The sequence below is a fragment of the Maribacter algarum (ex Zhang et al. 2020) genome (assembly GCF_005885635.1).
In the GTDB taxonomy this organism is placed as follows: Bacteria; Bacteroidota; Bacteroidia; order Flavobacteriales; family Flavobacteriaceae; genus Maribacter_C; species Maribacter_C algarum.
Window position 1 is genome coordinate 452369 of the sequence record NZ_VATY01000001.1, and the last position, 19353, is coordinate 471721.

Annotated in this window: 14 protein-coding genes; 6 read left to right on the plus strand and 8 right to left on the minus strand. The window is 35.5% G+C overall.

The window, feature by feature from the left end; translation table 11 throughout:
• Positions 1 to 42: 42 nt before the first annotated feature.
• From FEE95_RS01990 to FEE95_RS02000, 3 genes are read left to right on the plus strand one after another with little or no spacing between them, the layout of a single operon-like run.
• On the plus strand, positions 43 to 1137 hold the full coding sequence (locus tag FEE95_RS01990) for a glycosyltransferase family 4 protein (protein ID WP_138656152.1): 1095 nt from the start codon (positions 43 to 45) through the stop codon (positions 1135 to 1137).
• A gap of 28 nt (positions 1138 to 1165) precedes the next feature.
• Positions 1166 to 2206: a Gfo/Idh/MocA family protein gene (locus tag FEE95_RS01995; RefSeq protein ID WP_138656153.1), complete on the plus strand. Its 1041-nt coding sequence runs from the start codon at positions 1166 to 1168 to the stop codon at positions 2204 to 2206.
• A 30-nt stretch (positions 2207 to 2236) separates the two neighbouring features.
• Positions 2237 to 3115 (plus strand): hypothetical protein, encoded by an 879-nt coding sequence (locus FEE95_RS02000; protein WP_138656154.1) that lies wholly within the window; start codon positions 2237 to 2239, stop codon positions 3113 to 3115.
• A 60-nt stretch (positions 3116 to 3175) separates the two neighbouring features.
• Here the strand turns inward: FEE95_RS02000 and FEE95_RS02005 are convergent, their stop codons facing one another.
• From FEE95_RS02005 to FEE95_RS02035, 7 genes are all read right to left on the minus strand, one after another.
• Entirely contained in the window at positions 3176 to 4300 is a 1125-nt protein-coding gene (locus FEE95_RS02005; protein WP_138656155.1) for a glycosyltransferase family 4 protein, read from the minus strand.
• A gap of 89 nt (positions 4301 to 4389) precedes the next feature.
• A complete protein-coding gene (locus FEE95_RS02010) occupies positions 4390 to 5598 on the minus strand; it encodes a glycosyltransferase (protein WP_138656156.1) in 1209 nt (402 codons plus the stop codon).
• Between the two features lie 108 nt (positions 5599 to 5706).
• A complete protein-coding gene (locus FEE95_RS02015; protein WP_138656157.1) occupies positions 5707 to 7068 on the minus strand; it encodes a lipopolysaccharide biosynthesis protein in 1362 nt (453 codons plus the stop codon).
• 17 nt (positions 7069 to 7085) lie between these two features.
• Complete coding sequence (locus FEE95_RS02020; protein ID WP_138656158.1) at positions 7086 to 8465, minus strand: O-antigen ligase family protein; 1380 nt, start codon at positions 8463 to 8465, stop codon at positions 7086 to 7088.
• A 71-nt stretch (positions 8466 to 8536) separates the two neighbouring features.
• The gene (locus FEE95_RS02025; RefSeq protein ID WP_138656159.1) at positions 8537 to 10933 is read right to left on the minus strand and encodes a GumC family protein; all 2397 of its coding nucleotides are present in this window, start codon (positions 10931 to 10933) and stop codon (positions 8537 to 8539) included.
• A gap of 51 nt (positions 10934 to 10984) precedes the next feature.
• The gene (locus tag FEE95_RS02030; protein ID WP_171036959.1) at positions 10985 to 11806 is read right to left on the minus strand and encodes a polysaccharide biosynthesis/export family protein; all 822 of its coding nucleotides are present in this window, start codon (positions 11804 to 11806) and stop codon (positions 10985 to 10987) included.
• Between the two features lie 238 nt (positions 11807 to 12044).
• Positions 12045 to 13436 (minus strand): exopolysaccharide biosynthesis polyprenyl glycosylphosphotransferase, encoded by a 1392-nt coding sequence (locus FEE95_RS02035; protein WP_171036960.1) that lies wholly within the window; start codon positions 13434 to 13436, stop codon positions 12045 to 12047.
• Between the two features lie 500 nt (positions 13437 to 13936).
• Between FEE95_RS02035 and FEE95_RS02040 the strand changes: the two genes are divergently transcribed.
• From FEE95_RS02040 to FEE95_RS02050, 3 genes are all read left to right on the plus strand, one after another.
• Positions 13937 to 14572, plus strand: coding sequence for a SanA/YdcF family protein (locus FEE95_RS02040; RefSeq protein WP_138656162.1), 636 nt, complete (start codon positions 13937 to 13939; stop codon positions 14570 to 14572).
• 58 nt (positions 14573 to 14630) lie between these two features.
• Positions 14631 to 15884: an NRAMP family divalent metal transporter gene (locus FEE95_RS02045; RefSeq protein ID WP_138656163.1), complete on the plus strand. Its 1254-nt coding sequence runs from the start codon at positions 14631 to 14633 to the stop codon at positions 15882 to 15884.
• Positions 15885 to 16041: 157 nt separating this feature from the next.
• Entirely contained in the window at positions 16042 to 17364 is a 1323-nt protein-coding gene (locus FEE95_RS02050; RefSeq protein ID WP_138656164.1) for a hypothetical protein, read from the plus strand.
• A gap of 47 nt (positions 17365 to 17411) precedes the next feature.
• Here FEE95_RS02050 and FEE95_RS02055 read toward each other — a convergent pair whose 3' ends face one another.
• Positions 17412 to 19343, minus strand: coding sequence for an OmpA family protein (locus tag FEE95_RS02055; RefSeq protein WP_138656165.1), 1932 nt, complete (start codon positions 19341 to 19343; stop codon positions 17412 to 17414).
• Between the last annotated feature and the right edge of the window lie 10 nt (positions 19344 to 19353).

A 19353-nucleotide genomic window follows, 5' to 3' on the forward strand; every position in this document is an offset into this window, starting at 1 on the left:
CCTAATACTTATACTATCCGACATTCAATAGAAGACGATTAAATGAAAAAGAAAATTGCAGTAATTGGATTAAAAGGACTACCCGCCTTTGTTGGTGCTGGTACTGTTGGAGAAAACATTATTGACCAATTAAAAGATGAGTTCGACTTTTACGTATACTCAACCGCATCGCACACCGATCATAAATCAGGTTATTTAAATGGGTATTATCAAAAAGTTTTCAAAACCCTTCCTAACAAAAAACTTAATGCATTTTGGTATTACTTAATATCTGCATTACACGCTCGATTTATAGGAAAGTATGATGTAATTCATATACATAACAGTTTTGCTGGTTTTACCGTGGGACTGCTGAAAAGAAAATACCCTATTGTATTAACCACACACGGTGCCTTTATAGTTAGAGATAAGTGGAAAAAATTTGCATGGTTTTTTGAATATAATACGAAGCACCTCGTCAAAAAAGCGGACTATTTGTGCTGTGTATCAAAAGATGAGAGAAGACAATTCAAAGATCTACTAAACCTTGATGCTCATTACATTCCCAATGGCATTAATCCTGTTGATAAAAACACTTTGCCAAAACTTGACATTACGGAGCCTTATCTTTTCTTCGGTTCAGGTCGTATAATACCAACCAAAGGCTTACATGATTTAATGAAAGCATTGCATAAAATCAATTATAAAGGAAAATTAATTGTGGCAGGTGATATGGATCAAATGCAATCATATAAATCTGAGCTTTTAAGTTTAGTTGGAGATTTAAATATTGAATTCATCGGCTTAATTAAGGACAAAAATCTACTTTATAGTTATATGATGCATGCTAAAATGCTCATTTTCCCATCTTATGTTGAAGGCATGTCTATGATGTTGCTAGAAGCTGTCGCCGTAGATTGTCCGATAATCAGTAGTGATATAATTGCTAACAAAGATGTTTTGGCCAATAATGAGACCTTATATTTTAAAACTGGTGATATTGATGACCTAGCAGAAAAAATCACTTGGGCCTATTCGAATTTTGACGAGATGATTAATCGCTCAAAAAATGCAAAAACTAAATTTTTGACCGAATACAATTGGCCGACTATTGCGCGTCAATATGAAGAAGTATTTAAGAAAGTTGCAAACAGATAAACCACAGTATACTTATAAAAATTAAAGAATGAAACAAGAAAAACTAAAAATAGGAATCATCGGCCTCGGAAGAATGGGCTTGGTTCATGCTGCCATATTTAACTCTCTTCCCGAAAGTGAAGTCGTGGCCGTGGTTGACCCTGCATTATTTCCAGCAAAGCCGCTTCAGATGATGAATCCTAAAATCAAAGTTTTTAAGTCTATTGACAAAATGTTAAAAAAGATGCATATAGACGGTGTTTTGATTGCTAGCCCAGTGGGGTTTCACATTGAGAATGCTTTAGAGTGTGTCCGTAATAACATCCCCTTCCTTATGGAAAAGCCACTGGCTTTAAATGCGGAACAAGCTCAGCCATTAATTGATGAACTTAAAAAAAATCCTGTGCCAAATATGATCGGGTACATGGCACGTAATATTGATAGCTTTCAAGAAGGTAAAAAAATAATCGATTCAGGTGCCTTAGGTAAAATTATTAATGTCAAGGGAACGGTTTACGTGTCACAACTTTTCAAGCAAGGAAAAGGTTGGAGATACGACCCAAAAATATCAGGAGGTGGCGTATTAGAAAGTCAAGGGTCTCATTTACTCGATTTATTATACTGGTACTTTGGCCCTGTCAAAAAGGTGAATGCTGATATTCTTTCGGTATACTCAAAGGGAATTGAAGATTTCTCGCACGTAGTAATGGATTTTGAAAGCGGTCTAAAAGGTTGGATCGATGCTTCTTGGAGTGTACGGTTCAAAAGAAAGATGGAATTGAAAATAGATATCCTTGGGGAAAACGGAAACCTTGCCATCAGTGATGATTCGGTTGATCTTTTTCTAGATTCTCCAGTTGGGGACTATAAGAAAGGAAAGACTTATTTGTCAGCCAATGAATTATTCTCAGGGGTACATATTGATATTTCAGGGGCAAAATTCACCTATCAAGATCAGGAATTTATTCGCGCTATTATGGAAAAAGATAGCACTTCTCCTTCCATACACGATGGTTTTCACATTCAAAAGATTGTAGATTCTTGTTACGAATCGGCATCAAATGATGGAGCACCTGTTTTTATAAAATGATTTGATTTAAAAGAATAACCATTAATTATAATGAAAAAATTAGATAAGATACTACTCGGACATAACCCGTTATTTGGGGTAGATCACCTTTCTCAAGCACAAGGAAATGCGAAAGATCAAAAGTTCGAAAACAAGAACGCCTTGACTGATATATTGAGGTATGCTCATAGTAAGGGTGTAAAAGCCATGATGATGTCCACCCATCCTCGGGCACAAGTAATTCTTGATATTATTGAAAAAGACCCTGTATTAAAGGATGATTTTACCGTTTATCCACTTTTACCCTACGTTGTAAAATATGTAAGAGCATCCAATGAAAAAGGAATGTTCAACGTGGTAAAAGATTTGCTGGGCCAAGCAGGAACCGGTGGAAGCTTATCTATGTTCATGAGCGGATTAAGTAGTCTTGTAGGCGGAAATCTTTATAAGACTATAAAAATTCTAATTGACATTGAAATGCTACCATTCAAAAATCACAAATTGGGAGCTGTTTTCATGCATGACGGATTGGTCGATTTGGCATTAGGTCTTGGTTGTGACGAAGCGTTTGATGTTTTCAGAGACCATATCGAAAAAAAGTACAGTGTCCCTGGTGGCCTGATTACCAAAAATGTACCAATGCTAGTGGATACCCTAGATGCTAGAGGTTGGGAGGAGTATCTCATCATGGCAGCTTTTAATAAAACGGGGTTCTATATCAACCCTTCTTTGGAATTGACCGAAAAGACCTTGAAAAAACCTGGAATGAACTTTATCCCGATGAGTACCCTAGCTGCTGGTGCTATTCCGCCTCAAGAGGCATTCGAATATATCGGACAATTTCCTGAAGTTAAATCTGTAGTAGTTGGTATGTCTAAGAAAAGCCATATTGATCAGACCGTAGATTTAATAAATCAAAATATTAGGTAGTAATTTATACGTTTCTGGGAAGAGTTTCTTTCCAGAAACTTAGTATTTCTTTAGCAGTATTTACGCTTTCCCTTTTATTTCAAAATCACCATCTTTAATCGCTACATCGTCAATGTTTGCGATAAAATCTAGGTACTTTTTTTGAAAGGCTTCAAAACTAAAGTTATCAATCAAGTGAGTATAACTATGTTTTCCCATTTCCGCTCTAAGCTGAGGGTTCTCAATTAATTGCTTTACTTTTTGAGCAAGGTTTTTGTAATCATTAACCTCAGCAAGAAAGCCATTTTTGGTGTCTAGCACCAAACGAGAATTATCTCCCACATCTGTCGCAATAATAGGCATAGCACAATTCATAGCCTCCATTAAAGCATTAGAAATACCTTCAAATGACGAAGTACACAGGTAGATATTTGCCGTGTCAAGCATCGCATACATGTCTGTAGCATCAGTTACAACATCTATTTCCTCTTTTACATCATGTTTTTTAATTTGTTCTAAAATAGAATCATATTCCGGTCCTTGACCGACAATTGTGTATTTAAGACTAATATTTTCATGGATAATTGTTTTTAGGTGAGCAATAGTTTGAATTGCAATATCATATCGCTTAGGCAATGCCAATCTTCCAAGACTTATCATCTTAATCTGATCTGCATCATCTGCTTTTTCATGAAGTTCTCTAATTTCAATACCATTTGGAATTACGAATATCTTCGGAGTAAATCCAAAATCTATAGCAACTTGGTAGCCCGCATAGTTATTCGCAATGGTATAATCCAGTAAGTAGTTGTGCGTGGCTTTTAAGGCCCTAAACTTCCACTTAGGCCAAGAACTACTTCTAATACCTCCTATTCTATATTTGACTCCGGATAATTTCCCTACGATAGCTGATAAAACAGTGTCGGTCGCTAGAAACGAAAAGGTGTATTCTATCTTTTTCTTCTTAAATAACTTAAATAAAACTTGAGTCTTGCCAAAGATGCTTTTAGGAAGGAAAATAGTTTCAATACCCTCTTCTTGAATGGTCTTTAATCTAGGAGCATACACTTCTTTCGTTGGGTCAACTACAACGAGAATAACGTTATGAAATGGTTTTAGGGCCTGAGCTAATAGCACACTTTGTTTTTCAGCCCCGCCCATTACAAGCGCGTTAATTGTAATACAGATGTTTTTCTTTTGCTTCATTAGTTATCTTCCACTCAAATATTTTATCTTAAATACTGCTTTTAAAATGCACTACTTGCCATCATCCTTTGTTTCGCTTTTGCAGTTATTTATTTTAAATCTTGTAAAAATTGTTTCATCTTTTGTCCATAGACTTTGAAATGAAAATTTCTCTCCCCTAACTCTTTACCCTGAATTCCTACTTTTCTAGCTTGTTCTAAGTTATCAGGTACATAGTCCATTTTTTGTGCAAATTCCTCAACATCATATTTTTGAGATATCAAAGCAGTTACCTCATCTTCAAAGTACGCACTTATCTCACCCACGTTTGTTGTGATAACCGGATTGCCCGTTGCAAGATATTCTCCTATTTTATGTGGAAATCTTGCGGTATCTTCCACGGTATGGCGCAAAGGTATCAGAAGGGCTTGGGCATCTGTAAACAACTGCATTAATTCTTGATAAGGCACATTGGAAAATAGTCTTACATTGCCCTTAGGAAACCTTTTATTCAATTTCTCTTGTAGTTCCTCAAATTGCCATTGCTCCCTAACACCAATCAGTAAATACAATTTAAATTTATCCTTATTCTTCATGTTTTGATAGGAATCAAGTACGAATTCAACAACATCCATAAAGGAAATACTCGCACAGTAGAGAAAATAAGGTTCCTGAGGATTCCTTTTGACCTCGGCAAAAGTATCATAATCACATATCACCGGGACTTTCATATTCCCTTTGTTAGGTGCAATATCAGCATAGAATTCACATAACTTATTGCTTATCGGCATTGCCCCTTCGAAACGCTTAAGCAGCCATTTTTCCATCAACCAATTTTGAATTCTCATTGAAATGGAAGACCTACGATCTAAGGCTGAGGCCATTTCAAGCAAACTAAGAGCAATGGGAAAGCCTAGAAAAACGCTGTATAATTTATAGCGTAAAGCATCAGTAAAATTCATGGTAGAAAGAACTGCTGCGTCTATGCTTCCTTCCTTTTTTAGTTTTATCAGATAAAAAAATTCATTAATAAGTCCTTTTAAGCGTTGGTATTGCCTCGAGATAAAACCCTCTTGCCTAAAAGGACTATCCACAGTATACTTATAATGAATACCTTCATGTATGCCCTCTTTCCCATAGTCAGTTTTGACATTTTTACGCCACACTCCGTATCTACAGACTACTCTTACCTCGCATCCTGCTTCTATCAGAGCCCTTCCCATTAAGGTCATACGTTGTATATGCGCCAAGCCCACCGGAAAACCGGAATCACCGAGAAACACAACAGACTTTACTTCTTTCATATTCTCTTTAGACATTTGGTGATGCTTTAAAAAAATAGAGTTGTTCGAAATTAATTGTTCCGGCCAACGCAATGGTCACGGTAATCAGGATATAGTTACGACATCGTAATCCTGTAAGACAAATCATCGAGACCATATTCCACGCTCCTTTCTTAATAAAATCTTTCTCACCTGAATGGGTGAGATAATTGCCAAGGGAATCAAACTTGTAATCGTACCTAAAACAATACCTACAACTCCTAAATCAAAGACCTTAACAAAGAATAGCGATGCAGGAATATTAATGATTGCAGCAAATATCCATGCATACATTTGTAAAGTAATTTTACCCGTGCCATTTAGGACAATATTGTACATATTTACCCAATTGGTCAAGCAAACGGATATAGCTACCGAAATGGTAATCGCTATAGGGATATCCAATTGCCCTTGCAGCCATAACTCATAAACGTAGGGAGATACCAGTACCATTAAGGCTGCCAAAATCAAAGTTCCAAACCAAATTTTAATTACGCTACGCATTGACTTTTTCATCCAATTAAAATCTCCTTTATTAAACGCATCAATATTCGAAGGCCATAATTGATTATTTAACACTACAAATAATAACATAAAAACAGAGAGATATTTATAAGCAGCTTCATATTTCGGCACGCCTTCTAAGGAGACAAAACTTGCTATCAAAACGTTATTCGTATTGTGTATTATAAGAATCGAAATCTTCATTACAAAGAACTTCACTCCTAAAGAAAATAGGTCTTTAAAATAGGATAGTTTAACATGTGCAATTGAGGGCCTGTATTTTTTGAATTTGGTTCTGAAATAGTAAAAGCCCACAAACAATGGCACAAGTGCAAAAGTCATGGCCCTAGCACTACCGAATAGAATTAGAGAATCTTTCTTTATAAATGGTAGTGCCAAAATGAGCAATAAAAATGACAACTTTGTCAAGAAGGTGAAAATCTCCACATATGCCATTTTTTGAAGCGCATAAAATATCTCATATACATTTTGAGCTATGAATCGAATTCCGAAAGCTAGAATTATTACGGCATTCAGAGTTTTAACCTCTTCAACATAAATTTGCTTTATATTCAACCAATCGGTCCAAGGCAACGTGAAGTTTAGAATTAGTAATATTAGTGTTAAGCAGACGATAATAATGCTCAATATAAAGTAAGCAGTACTCACATAACGTATCGCATTGTCTTCTTCGCCCTTAGCCACTGACTCACCAAATTTGTTACGCAAGCCTAATCCAATTCCAATATCAAAATTTAGAAACCAATCAACGGCAGAAAGTAAAGTCAAGAAAATTCCAAATTTAACGGCACCTAGATAATCAAGTGATAAAGGAAAGTAGGCAAAGCCTATCAAAATGCCCATTGCTTTTATTACTATAGACAGCAATACATTTTTTTTGGCATTCACTGTTCGAGCACTACCTTTTAACAAAATACTTTTAACCTTATCGAACAGATTCATTTTATAAAATTGATGACTTATGAACCGGTAGCAGGTTCTAATGGCTTTGGTTGGTTTTTGGCCAGTTTCATATACCCAATACCAATACCAATATGAATGGCATAAATTATTCCAGGGTCTGATAATAGTACAAGTGAGTTTGTCAAATTTCCAACCAAGAAAATAATGCCGCTAAGAAAAGGAATGACGAAATAATCGTCCATTCTTATATATTGGCTATGGAAAACAACTGATAAAACAGTAAATAAAGTAAAAAAGATTAACGCAGGAATGCCATAATAGAACAATACAGCCAAAAACCCATTGTGAATACCTCCAACCGTACCTTCAGCACGATCCCTGTTTCGTGTTATCGACAACATACCCGTATAATAGACTTCATTATTACGATCGCCATATCCCAAAATTGGTTTTTTTTGATAATTGTTAAAAACCATGGTATAGTACCCTTTTCGCCCATCAATATCGTCTGAAAGTCGCTCTTTAACCAGTGCGCTATTCATAATGTCTTGATAGTAAAAAATGGACACAGATAGCCCTAAAGCTAGCATCGACAAACCTAATACCATTAATTTTTCTATGGCAGTTTTTCGTACGTAAACAAAATAAGTTACTAATACCAAAGCCAAGACTAACCAACTCATTCGCATAAACGAAGTGATAACTCCAAATGAAAATAAGGTAACGAGTAGTATCTTATATACTTCCTTTTTAACGGTGGTCAGTACCCATGCAATTGCAATTATTAAATAATAAGAATGGTGATACTCTTGACTGAATATACCATTAGACCGCAACACATCTCCAAATGCATCTCGAGCCGAACCGATTCTCATAAAAAAAGGGTCGATTACCAATTGTATAATAGCCACTATACTGGTAATTACGGCACATATAATAATAGATTTACCTATAAGAGCATAGGAAGCTTTATCCTTCATTATACCTACGCCTTTAATAATAATTAGAAATGCAAATCCATCTAAAATGACTTTTAGCCCGGTTGGAAAAATATTTACTACAATGGAAAGTGTTTGAAAAATTAAGAAACCTATTAGGGCCAGTTCGTACCAAGGAAGGGTATTTTTAAAACTTATTCCTTGACCATTTTTTGAAAAAAATGTTTTTCTGAGTAGCAGGAACCCTAAAAGCAAATAAATCAATCGTATGGGTTGGATTTCAAAAAGACTGAGACCTGGAATTTTTAATATTAACAGATTGTTTAAATTTCCTGTCAATAGATAAAATGATATAAAAAATAACTCAACCTTATGTTTAGAATTACTTTTAAAGATCAAATAACTGGCAACTAACAAGGCGAAAACAAAATAAATATAAAAATGCGTTATATTTATTTCGGCCAAATCAAAATAAAAATAATCTGAATATTCAATCATTTTACCCTAGTATTGGAGAAATCGATTACAACGGCTCGATAAACATTTTACCGTTAGAAATTAATATAAACTTAAACTGAAAGTGACTCGTTGACTAATTGGTCTTCTTTGTTTTTGCCATATTTCTCCTCATAACCGTATTTGTGGTCTTTTTTAGGTACGTCATTAAAGATTATGAAGCTTTTCTTATTCTTCAGAATTAGCCCTTTTAAATCTTCTAAAAATTTGATTCTTGCTATCTTTCTTCGTACCACAAATAAATTGATGTCTATAACTTCTGAGAGAAGCATAAAATCAGAAACAAGACCTGCGGCCGGCGTGTCTAGAATGATATAATCAAATTTCCCTTTCAGTTCTTCCACGAGGTTTTTCAGTCTAGAGCCTGAAAGCAGCTCATGTACATTCCCCTCTGCCAAAGAAGTAGGTATGAACTTCAGATTGCTCAATTCCTCATGCGGATAAGTAATATCGTTTATCTCAAAAACATTACCCCGCAGGTAGTTGTAAAGCCCTTTTCCTTCAACCTTATTCACCCTATTTACTAGACTTGGATTACGTAAATCCATATCAATAATGAGTGTTCTTTTACCAGCTTCAGCAAAAGTGATTCCCAAATTAATGGCACTATACGTTTTTCCCTCTTCAGGCATAATTGATGTCACACCTAAAACACAAGGTTCTTTTGAACTCACAAACCTTAAGTTGGTACTTAGGTCTCTAAATGATTCTTTAAACTTCCATAAGGATACATCAGATTTGGATTTTTTGCCTTTTGATTCGTGATGTACAATACTTGCTATGACCGGAATATCACTATTCGCCATGATCTGACCCACGTTTTCAATAATATCCCTTGACGAAAACAAAACAATCCATGCCATTGGAATCAATGTGCCCACTATAAGTGCCAATAATAAAAGAAGGGGTTTCTGAGGTGAAACCGGGCCAGTTCCAACCATTCTTGCTTCATCCAATATTCTGGTATCGGAAGTATTTTCGGCACCAGCAATACCCGTTTTTGCTAACTCCTGACTGAGGTAGTTGAAGAGGTTCTCGTAAAGCGCACTTTGCCTTTCAATAGTTAGTAGTTGGTTTTCTTGGTTCGGCAGAGAACTAATAACCCCATTATAACTTGATAACTGTGAATTGATTCTTTCTAAAGTAAACTCAGAAGACTTAATAGAATTTCTCAAATTACTTAAAAGTAAATCTGTCGATTCATCAATTTGTTTGTTGAGAATATTCATTTCTTGATTCGTACTGGTCACATAGAACTTCTTTTTTGACCGTTCCGCGTACAATCTTTTGAGTTCAAGTACATTTTCATTTATTAGACGGTCATCTATACCGATGGCCGTGGGTATTACAAACTCTTCACTGTTTCGATTATCTTGAATATTTTGAATTAGGGAATTGTAATAGTCAACATTCAATTTGATTTTGGCCTTTTGCATTTGCAAGTTCGAAGTTCGACCTAGTGCGTTGGAGGCAGTGGCACTTAAGTCAAGTGCTCTCTTATCCTTTTTGAAGTTCTCGAGACTTAATTCAACCTTCGTCAGGGAATCTGACACAACCTTCAATTGATTTCTTATGAAATCCTCTTTGGCCGATGCAATCTTGTTTCTGGAGGTAAGCTTGCTTTCAACGTAGTTTTCAGTAAGCTTCTTCAGAAAATCTACCTCCTTGGCAACAAGGGTACCAGACGATGTTATTTTAAATATACTGGCTTGGATATCAATATTGCTAACCCCTATTTTTGAAGCGTAGCCTCCAGCCACGGCATCTAGACTACTAATAGTAAAACTTAGTTGCTCTTCCTTAAAATCTTCATTTAACACCTTATACTCAGGTTTTTCAAGAGTAAAATTGAAATAATCATGAATGACAGGTTGACCTAGTCTATATTCCTTGGAGAATCTGAAGTCTCTCTTAATCTCCCGTGTAGAGCCATTTACCGGATTCGAAACAGTAAAATCATCACCTTCAATAGTTATTCTGTACGTATCATTCGGAAGCATTTCAATCTCAAATGGAACACCGTACAGCTGCGATTTGCTCTTATCAAGTGTAACCACAATAGGAAAATAACCGTAGGATTCTTTTTCCTTAATGAGACCTTTCGTATGATAACTGACATCGAACCCAAGATCTTCAACGGTTTGCCTGATTAGACTAAAGGATTTAATAATACCTATTTCGTTATACAAGTTCTTTTCAACGTCTATAAGACCTACTCCCCCATCAACATATTTACTATCACCCAAAGCCCGGCTTCCAGAGGCATCAATTAGAATAGAAGTAGATGCTTCATATTTTGGTGTGGCCAATTTAATATAAACCATAGCAAGAGCTAAGCACAGACCGATACTCAAAATAAAAAACCATTTATTTTGAAGTATTTTCTGAAAAAATAATTTCAAATTAACCTCGTGTTGAGCGTTAAATTGAGAGTCCTTATTCTCTTTCATTTTTCAATTATAAAGTTCAAGTGCTTATGCATACCTCCAATAAATTTTTTCCTACTTCGTAGTAAAATTCAATACTAAAACAGTAGTTGTAATGGCTGATAAAATTAAAGTTAACACTCCCAAGTTACTTTGTTTTATATTAGGTTTTGAAGTCTCTACATAAATAACATCGTTAGGATGTAAAAAATAGTATGGAGACTTAATAATCGAAGGTTTCGTTAAATCTAAATTTACTACCACTGATTCGTTCCCAATCTGTCTTATAACCTTTACCTTTTTTCGCTTCGCAGATAGGTTTAAATCCCCAGCGGCCGCCAATCCTTCAAAAATTGTGGCCTGGTTATTATATATATAATTTGTTCCCGGGTTTTTGACATCACCCAAAACAGAGACTTTAAAACTTGTTAATTGAACAGTTACTGCTGCATTAACAAGGTATTTGTCTATTTCTACTTGCACCAAATCTCGAATCTCATCGACATTGAGTCCACCCACCTTAAGTTCGCCAACAATAGCGAGATTTATTGCTCCTTCTGGATCGACCGTGTAACCACTAAGAAACAAGGAAGCAGGATTTGCTTGAAAATTTCTATTCTCGATAGAGGTCAAGTTAAAAAAAGCCGTTTGTTCAGGATCTCTACTTTGCACTTTTATACTTAAGACATCACTAGGTTGAATCTTGTATTGCTCTCCTTTGTTAAGGGGTAAAATAATAGTTTGTTGATTACTTTGTAAATAATCAACCCCTTTTGATGTATAGCAAGAAGATAACATGAATGCCAAGATCAATGCAATTGAAAAGTTAAAACCTATTGATTTTCTCATATCCAACATAGACTTCTTCATTTTAGATGTTATACTCTTTTTACTCATACTATTTGTGCAATTTGCAGTCATTGAAGACTTAATTTATACTTTAAAAACATGAAGCATCTGGGCGCTCGGCCTTTTATTTCATTATGTGTATTCCAATTGGACTGTAACATGTTTGCGTTTCAATATCTAGTTTTTCTTCCTTGATGTACAAAGTTAAAACCCAAAATTAATCTATAGTTAATATTATGTATTATTATCATACATATCACTCCATTCAAAGGTGATAATTTATGGTTTAAAATGCCTTTTTATGGTGACCCCCAAAAACCGTCATAAAAATGATCTTTACATCTAACCAAAAACTCCAATTTTCAATATACCATAAATCATGATGAACGCGTTCGTTTTTTTGTTCTTCGGTCACCGTTGGGCCACGCCAACCATTTACTTGCGCCCAACCAGTAATCCCGGGTTTCACGTAACTCCTAACCATATAGTTTTTAACCGTACTTCTAAAATCATTCTGTAAATGAATTCGGTGTGGCCTGGGTCCTATAACGCTCATATCACCTTTCAATACATTAAAAAACTGAGGTAGCTCATCTAAATCCAACTTTCTTAAGAACTTACCCACCCTAGTTATTCTTGGGTCATTGACTTCTGTTGATTTTGTCCCATTCATAGGGTCTTCACAGACAGACATTGTTCTAAACTTATAGCATTTAAATGTTCTATTTGCTTCTCCTTTTCTGTAAGGTGTATAAAAAATAGGACCTCTATTATCTAGATATATCAGAATCGCAATTAACAAGAAAATCGGTGCAAATGCGATAAGTATAAAAAAAGCAAACAAGAAATCGAAAAGACGCTTTAAAATAGTTAAACTGAAATTATCCAATGGTGATTGGCGCAATTTAAAAACGGCCAACTCGCCCATAGTAAATGCCTTATAGTTTTTTGACATTAAAAGCGGGTTCTCAGGAATCAATTTAATGCGAACTCCAAAATCATCGGCAACCTTAATGACCTCCGCAATTTTTTCGTGTTTCACATCTGACATGGAAACGAAAATTTCATCAATGGAATAATCTCGCAACACATCTGGTAAATCATCGATTTCACCAGAAACACTCAAATCAAGATCGTTTGGGGTCATTACATTTCGATCTTCAAGATAGCCCATTACATTATACCCATATTGGGTCATAGCATTTATAAAACCCGTTAGGTTATTGCCTTTGTAACCTGAACCAATCAATAAGGTATTTGAAAAAAGGTGAGAACCTTTATCCTTTAGAAATCTCAACAAGTACTTAGCACTAATCAAGATTAAGTATGAAAAGATAAAAATTGGTATGATAAAGGTTGAGCGAACAAAATAATCAATCCTAAAAACCAAGGCCAAAGTTGTAACTATTCCTATAAAGAAGAACAAAGAAGTTAAAACGTTCTTCATATAACGATAATCTGCATTGAAATAGAATTCATTATCACGAATGTAGAGTATTATAAATAACCAACTTAGGTTATAAATAGTACCTAGTTTTACCATATTCAAAAGAAACCCGGTATCATTAAAAGAGAATTGTGGAAGCTTGAAGTAAAGAAATACAACCAAAACAAAATTCAATAAAATGAATTCAATGGCCAGTAAATTGACAAGTACAAATCTATTTTTAGAATTCATGAAAAAGGTTATAAAAAGGAACAACATGAAATCCCATTAGATAACCTTCCATACTTTTGTATAGACTGTACCTGATTAATGTTCTGCCCCTTTTGGTTTGGTCTTTATAGTTAAAAGTCGAAATTAATTTTATGCTACCTAACAGGGCAAATTATTAGATGAACGACGAAAATATCCTTCGTACTACAAACGAATTACTAATTAAGCAACATTCAAGGTTCAAAATGCAAAACCATCAAACCTGCCTATATTATTGCCTTTTCAAGTAACATTTAATATAAGAAACATATTGGACCATGGGTTTATCAAAAGATTAATTTTTATGTTTTCAAAATTCACCCTCCCTGATAACCGTTTCAATAAATTTTCGAACATTTATCTGAGGAATTCTGATTTGCTCGATAAGTAAGGATATTATTTCTCAAAATAACCTTAGCACAAGGCCTAGCCAAAAAACTGATGGCATTTACCTATCTTTAATATTGGATTTTTAATTTAGGATGAAAAAAAAATACTTCCGGATTCTACTTTGGCTTACAGTAATACCAATTCTCCTGGTTTTGCTTTGCAACTTTGCTATTAATTCTTCAGCTGAGGGAAAAACGTTTTCGCGAATCGAAGAGGTTCCAAAAAATAAAGTAGGTTTGGTTCTTGGCACTGCTAAAAAGTTATCCGATGGTCGTCCGAACCTTTACTATTCATATCGTATAATGGCAACTGTAGCTCTTTTCGAAGCGGGTAAAATAGAATTTGTTTTGGTGAGTGGTGATAATGGTACACAATACTACAATGAACCTACTACCATCAAGAAAGATTTGATCGCGGAGGGAATTCCTCAAGAAAAGATATTTCTAGATTATGCCGGTTTTCGAACTTTAGATTCAATGGTTCGCGCCAAAGAAGTATTCGGTTTGGAAAAAGCGACCGTAATTTCACAAAAATTTCACAACCAGAGAGCTATTTATATCGCCGAGCGAAAGGGGCTCACCGCTATTGGTTTTAACGCTACGGATGTAACTGGCAATTCTGGACTGAAAGTACATCTCAGGGAATATCTTGCACGTGTAAAAGTGTTCATTGACTTAATATTCAATACTCAACCCAAATTTTATGGTGAGCGCATCGAAATAAGGTAACAAGAACACCTTTAAGGAAAAAAACTTATTTTAGGAAGCGTAATAAGAACCATCGCCAATGTCAAAACTTCAAACACTTCTTAAAAATCTTGGCCCTGGGCTTTTGTTTGCCAGCATGGCTATTGGCACCTCTCACTTGGTTCTTTCCACCAAAGCTGGGGCTCAATATGGTTGGTTGATGGTAATTCCAATTATTCTAGCTAACATTTTTAAGTATCCTTTTTTTGAGTTTGGTGTGCGTTACACTAACGTTACAAACAAAACCCTTATTGAAGGTTATCTTAATCGCGGAAAAGGCTGGTTATGGTTTTACGCTTTCATCACTTTGATTACAACTTTTACGATATTAGCTGCTCTTTATACGGTCACGGCAGGTCTTTTCATAAACCTATTCAAAATTTCAGATATTTCCATTGCCATGGTAGCTCTTGGCCTCTTTGTGTTCATTAGTGCTTTGCTAATAATTGGTCGTTATCGGTTTCTTGAAACCTCCTTAAAGTTTGTAGTGGCCATTTTATTCATCGCACTTTTGGTTACTACTATTCTCGTAATTTATAAGGGTCAAGTCGATTCTGTCGTTGACTTCTCACCACCTCCTATATTTAACGATGCGGGAATTTTATTTTTAATAAGTCTAATGGGATGGATGCCCACCACGGTAGAAGCCTCAAGTTGGGTTAGTCTTTGGAGCATTGAAAAATGGAAAAACCAGAATGTAAAACCTACCTTGAAACAGTCACTACAAGAATTCAATATTGGGTATTTAATGACAGCAATTTTAGCGATATTCTTTTTGATTATAGGTTCAATGACGCTATATGGAACTGGTATTGAATTAAGCGGTAACGGTGTCGTTTTTGCGGATCAGGTTGTTTCATTATTTACAACGCATATTGGTTCGTGGGCTTATATATTTATTGCCGTTTCCGCTTTTGCAACTATGTTTAGCACCTGTATGACGGCCCACGATGCTGTAACCCGCGTGAGTTTGGATATTATCGATTTATTATCCCCAAAGACGAAGCTTCAGGGTAAAAAAAGTTTCTTTGCAATTGGCGTTCTTTTGCTAGCTGCTATCAATTTTATAGTTATCGCCCTGTTCTCCGCCAACATGGGTAAGTTAGTTGCTCTGGCCACTTTTGTTTCATTTGTAGTTGCTCCTATTATAGGTTACATGAACCTCAAAAATGTTATGAGCGACGATTTAGCAGAGGAAAACAAGCCTCAAAAATGGCTACAATACTTAACCTATGCGGGTATTGTTTTTTTGGCTTTCTTTTCAATTTACTATTTCTACATAGTAATTTTTTAGCAGTAATTTTCATGCTTCTATTTTATACCCACCCCTGCAATTTGTTAGACAAAATACTGGTTATCAATTAAATAAAGTATAAACTCAATTCTAGGTTGAAGTCCTTAAAGTGATTTTTTTACGTACATATTTAAAATTCACCCCTAATCCCTGAATTATGAAAATCCAAAGCTCCCATGTGGCCTTGTTACTCTGTATATTCATTTTCGTTAATTGCAATAGTGACAATACCGTTCTAGTTCTATTAGATGAAGAACAGGTCGATACCGATAACACACCTGAGGATACTAATACAGAACCCGATGAAAATACCGATTCAAGTGAAAACACTTTAGAACTCGTAGCTAATGATTTGTCCGCTCATCCAATGCAGGGTATTGACAAACCGGCGTATTTAGAAACTATTACCGACCCTTCATTCGGAACGACCATTCGTCGCATTAGTGATGCAGGCGATGGCAATATTATCAAACCCATGTATAGCACTATTCAAGCGTGGAATTCCGACGAAAGTTTAATGATTTTGTATGAGCAAGGAGTAGGACATCAACTGCTCAATGGAATGGACTATAGTTTTATTCGATATTTAGACGATGTAAATCCTGATGACTTAGAACAGATTTTTTGGGATTTCAATGACCCCGAAATATTTTTTTATATCGACAGAACAACCGCTGAATTAGTTAAATACAATACGACTACTCAAAACAAGGAAGCTCTAACGAATTTAAAGTCCCTAACCAATTGTGCTGATAATATTGGCTCTGGAAACGATGTGCAGATGATGTCATGGAATTCAGATGTTATCGGCTTTCGATGTGATAATACAGGCGCATATGCTTACAGAATTTCAACCGGAGAACTAATTACTTTTAACATTGATGATGTTCAGTATACAGCTCCTATGCCGGGAGCAAGTGGAAATCAATATTATCATGGAAAGGCAGTCTACGATATGGATGGTAATCAAGCAGCTTTACTAAATGAAAGTAGTGTTGAACATTCATGTCTTGGTAAGTTGATAGGGGGTAATGATGCTCATTTTGCCGTTGCTTTTGCTGAAGGGCCAGAAGGAGGTTGTATTGGAAATATTATTGCCCATGACTTAACCACCGGTGAATGCTTTCCAGTTATCAGTGAAGAACAAGGTTATGATTATCCTAAAAGCGGTACCCATATCTCGGCTGTAGCTCATAAAAGCCCGGGGTGGATTGCCGCTTCTATGGTTGGCAATGACGAAGATGGTCAAAGTCTTTTAGATCAAGAACTAATTATTGCCCGAGTAGAAAAAGGAAATGTGGAAGTATACCGTATAGGTCATCACAGAGCAGACGAGAACGAATTCGACTATTGGGGTGAGCCGCATGCAGTAATAAGTCCGACAGGCACTAGAGTGCTTTTTGGTTCTGACTGGAGTGGCTCACAAGATGGAAAATCAGTAGACGCTTACGTTGTAGAACTACCGAATTTTATTAAATAAACTCCCCTTTTTACAAGCGAAAAAAGCAAAAACCCTTCTTGCAAACCTTACTTTAATTCATCAAGATTTTGAATAACAAAAAGTGTTCTAAGATTTTGTTTGTGTAGAAAATCTAGGCAGTACACCCCATTTGTGCAGCTATTCATTATTTTTTCTTCTCCATAACCAGTAGACGATAAAATATTACTTGAAGAAGCACCATTTTGTAAAAGGTAATTACGAACCGCATCCGCTCTCTTTTGAGAAAGTGCTTTATTGGTTCTACTTCCGCCTCTACTATCCGTATGGGTCTCTATTTGTAATTTTAACTGTGGAAATTGACGTAACATTTTAATAACATTGTCCAATTCAAGAGCAATATCTGCCGTCACATCACTTTTGCCTCTTGCAAAAAAGAAATCATTTACATCTAAAACATTTTTACTCTCTCGCTCAGTAACTATATCATCAATACTAACCATTTCAACATTCAAACCACTTTTTTGTAAGTCTTCTAGCTGCCCTTTATTATAGGAACTATAAAAAGAGGAATGCCCATCTTTCTTTATTTCAATAATTAAATTATCTCTCCAGGGAATTTCAATTTGATATTTACCATTGCCCTTGGTAATGAATTCTTTCAATAGATTACCCTCGGTATCCATTAGACGCACCGCCACATTTATAATACCTTGCTGGTATTTAGGCTCGACTACTTCACCTTTGAGGGAGAAAGTTTTTGGCCCTAAATACTCTCTAATTTTAAAACCGTATATATCATCATTGCCTTTACCTCCAGGTCGGTTCGAAGAAAAATATCCTGAAAAACCTAAATTTTCATCTCCTCGTATAATAAAACCAAACTCATCTTTTTCAGAATTGATTCCAGCTCCCAGATTTATAGGGATACTAAAAGTTCCATCTAATCTTGTATTGGCTTTGTAGATGTCCATTCCTCCGAGACCGTAAAAAATATCCGAAGAGAAATACAAACTATTGTCGTGTATAAAGGGGGCAATCTCATTCCCTGGAGAATTCACTCTAGGCCCTAAATTAACTGGTTCAGACATTATTTGCCCGTTGTTCGTTGAAACATAGTAAATGTCGGTACCTCCGTAACCATCTTCAAAATTTGCGGCAAAATACAGTCGGCCACTTGAATCATCATAGAATGGATAGTAAAAGGAAGTGCTCAAATCACGAAGTAAGAATGAAAAAAAGCCATTTTCATAAACCATACCTATCGCCATTGAATTTTTTCCATTGTCATCAAAGGATAACTTATCACCTTCTGCATTTGATAGAATGTAAAAGATTTTATCCAATTCCTTCGCATAAAATGGGGTCGATTTGTGAAACTTTGTATTGGGCATTCGGTCGAAAACGTTCGGGTTTAAAACGTCTCCATTCTGACCTATTCGAGCGACATAAATATCATAATAAGATTCACCTGAGGGACCATAAATCCTTTTTGATTTTACAGGGCGTCCACTACTAAATAGTAATTTATCCTTATAAAAACTCGGCGAAAAATCCCCCTGAGGACTATTTCCATTTATATTGAAAATTTCGAACTTTTGAGGGTCTTTTGTTGTTTCTAAAAGTTCAAAATTGAATTCGGCATTTTCCATTAATTCATTTGCCAGCAAGTCACCTTTTGTATTCAAAAAAGCCTTTATACGCTCCTTTTCAGAGGTTTTTGACAAACTTTGTAACATCTTATTGAAACGATGATTATCTATTATTGTATCTCTCTTATTGATGTCTAAGTATATTCTTGAAGCATTTGTATAGTCTCCTGTTCTAAAATAACTATCGGCCAAATTAAGGAACTGGTGATTTGTAATAAGTTTCCCATCCCGCATATCCTTGTTATACTCTGCTATAGCTTCCTCATAAGCATACATGTAAAAATACTTGTCCGCTTTCGACATTTCCTCTTGAGCATGAGATACCACGACCATTAGCAAGAAAAAAAGTATGAAATTCTTTATCTCCATTTTACCCTTT

Bases quoted from the DNA above. Each gene is read 5' to 3' on its own strand.
- FEE95_RS01990 (WP_138656152.1), top strand. From the start codon at position 43: ATGAAAAAGAAAATTGCAGTAATTGGATTAAAAGGACTACCCGCCTTT.
- FEE95_RS01995 (WP_138656153.1), top strand. From the start codon at position 1,166: ATGAAACAAGAAAAACTAAAAATAGGAATCATCGGCCTCGGAAGAATG.
- FEE95_RS02000 (WP_138656154.1), top strand. From the start codon at position 2,237: ATGAAAAAATTAGATAAGATACTACTCGGACATAACCCGTTATTTGGG.
- FEE95_RS02005 (WP_138656155.1), bottom strand. From the start codon at position 4,300: ATGAAGCAAAAGAAAAACATCTGTATTACAATTAACGCGCTTGTAATG.
- FEE95_RS02010 (WP_138656156.1), bottom strand. From the start codon at position 5,598: ATGTCTAAAGAGAATATGAAAGAAGTAAAGTCTGTTGTGTTTCTCGGT.
- FEE95_RS02015 (WP_138656157.1), bottom strand. From the start codon at position 7,068: ATGAATCTGTTCGATAAGGTTAAAAGTATTTTGTTAAAAGGTAGTGCT.
- FEE95_RS02020 (WP_138656158.1), bottom strand. From the start codon at position 8,465: ATGATTGAATATTCAGATTATTTTTATTTTGATTTGGCCGAAATAAAT.
- FEE95_RS02025 (WP_138656159.1), bottom strand. From the start codon at position 10,933: ATGAAAGAGAATAAGGACTCTCAATTTAACGCTCAACACGAGGTTAAT.
- FEE95_RS02030 (WP_171036959.1), bottom strand. From the start codon at position 11,806: ATGAGTAAAAAGAGTATAACATCTAAAATGAAGAAGTCTATGTTGGAT.
- FEE95_RS02035 (WP_171036960.1), bottom strand. From the start codon at position 13,436: ATGAATTCTAAAAATAGATTTGTACTTGTCAATTTACTGGCCATTGAA.
- FEE95_RS02040 (WP_138656162.1), top strand. From the start codon at position 13,937: ATGAAAAAAAAATACTTCCGGATTCTACTTTGGCTTACAGTAATACCA.
- FEE95_RS02045 (WP_138656163.1), top strand. From the start codon at position 14,631: ATGTCAAAACTTCAAACACTTCTTAAAAATCTTGGCCCTGGGCTTTTG.
- FEE95_RS02050 (WP_138656164.1), top strand. From the start codon at position 16,042: ATGAAAATCCAAAGCTCCCATGTGGCCTTGTTACTCTGTATATTCATT.
- FEE95_RS02055 (WP_138656165.1), bottom strand. From the start codon at position 19,343: ATGGAGATAAAGAATTTCATACTTTTTTTCTTGCTAATGGTCGTGGTA.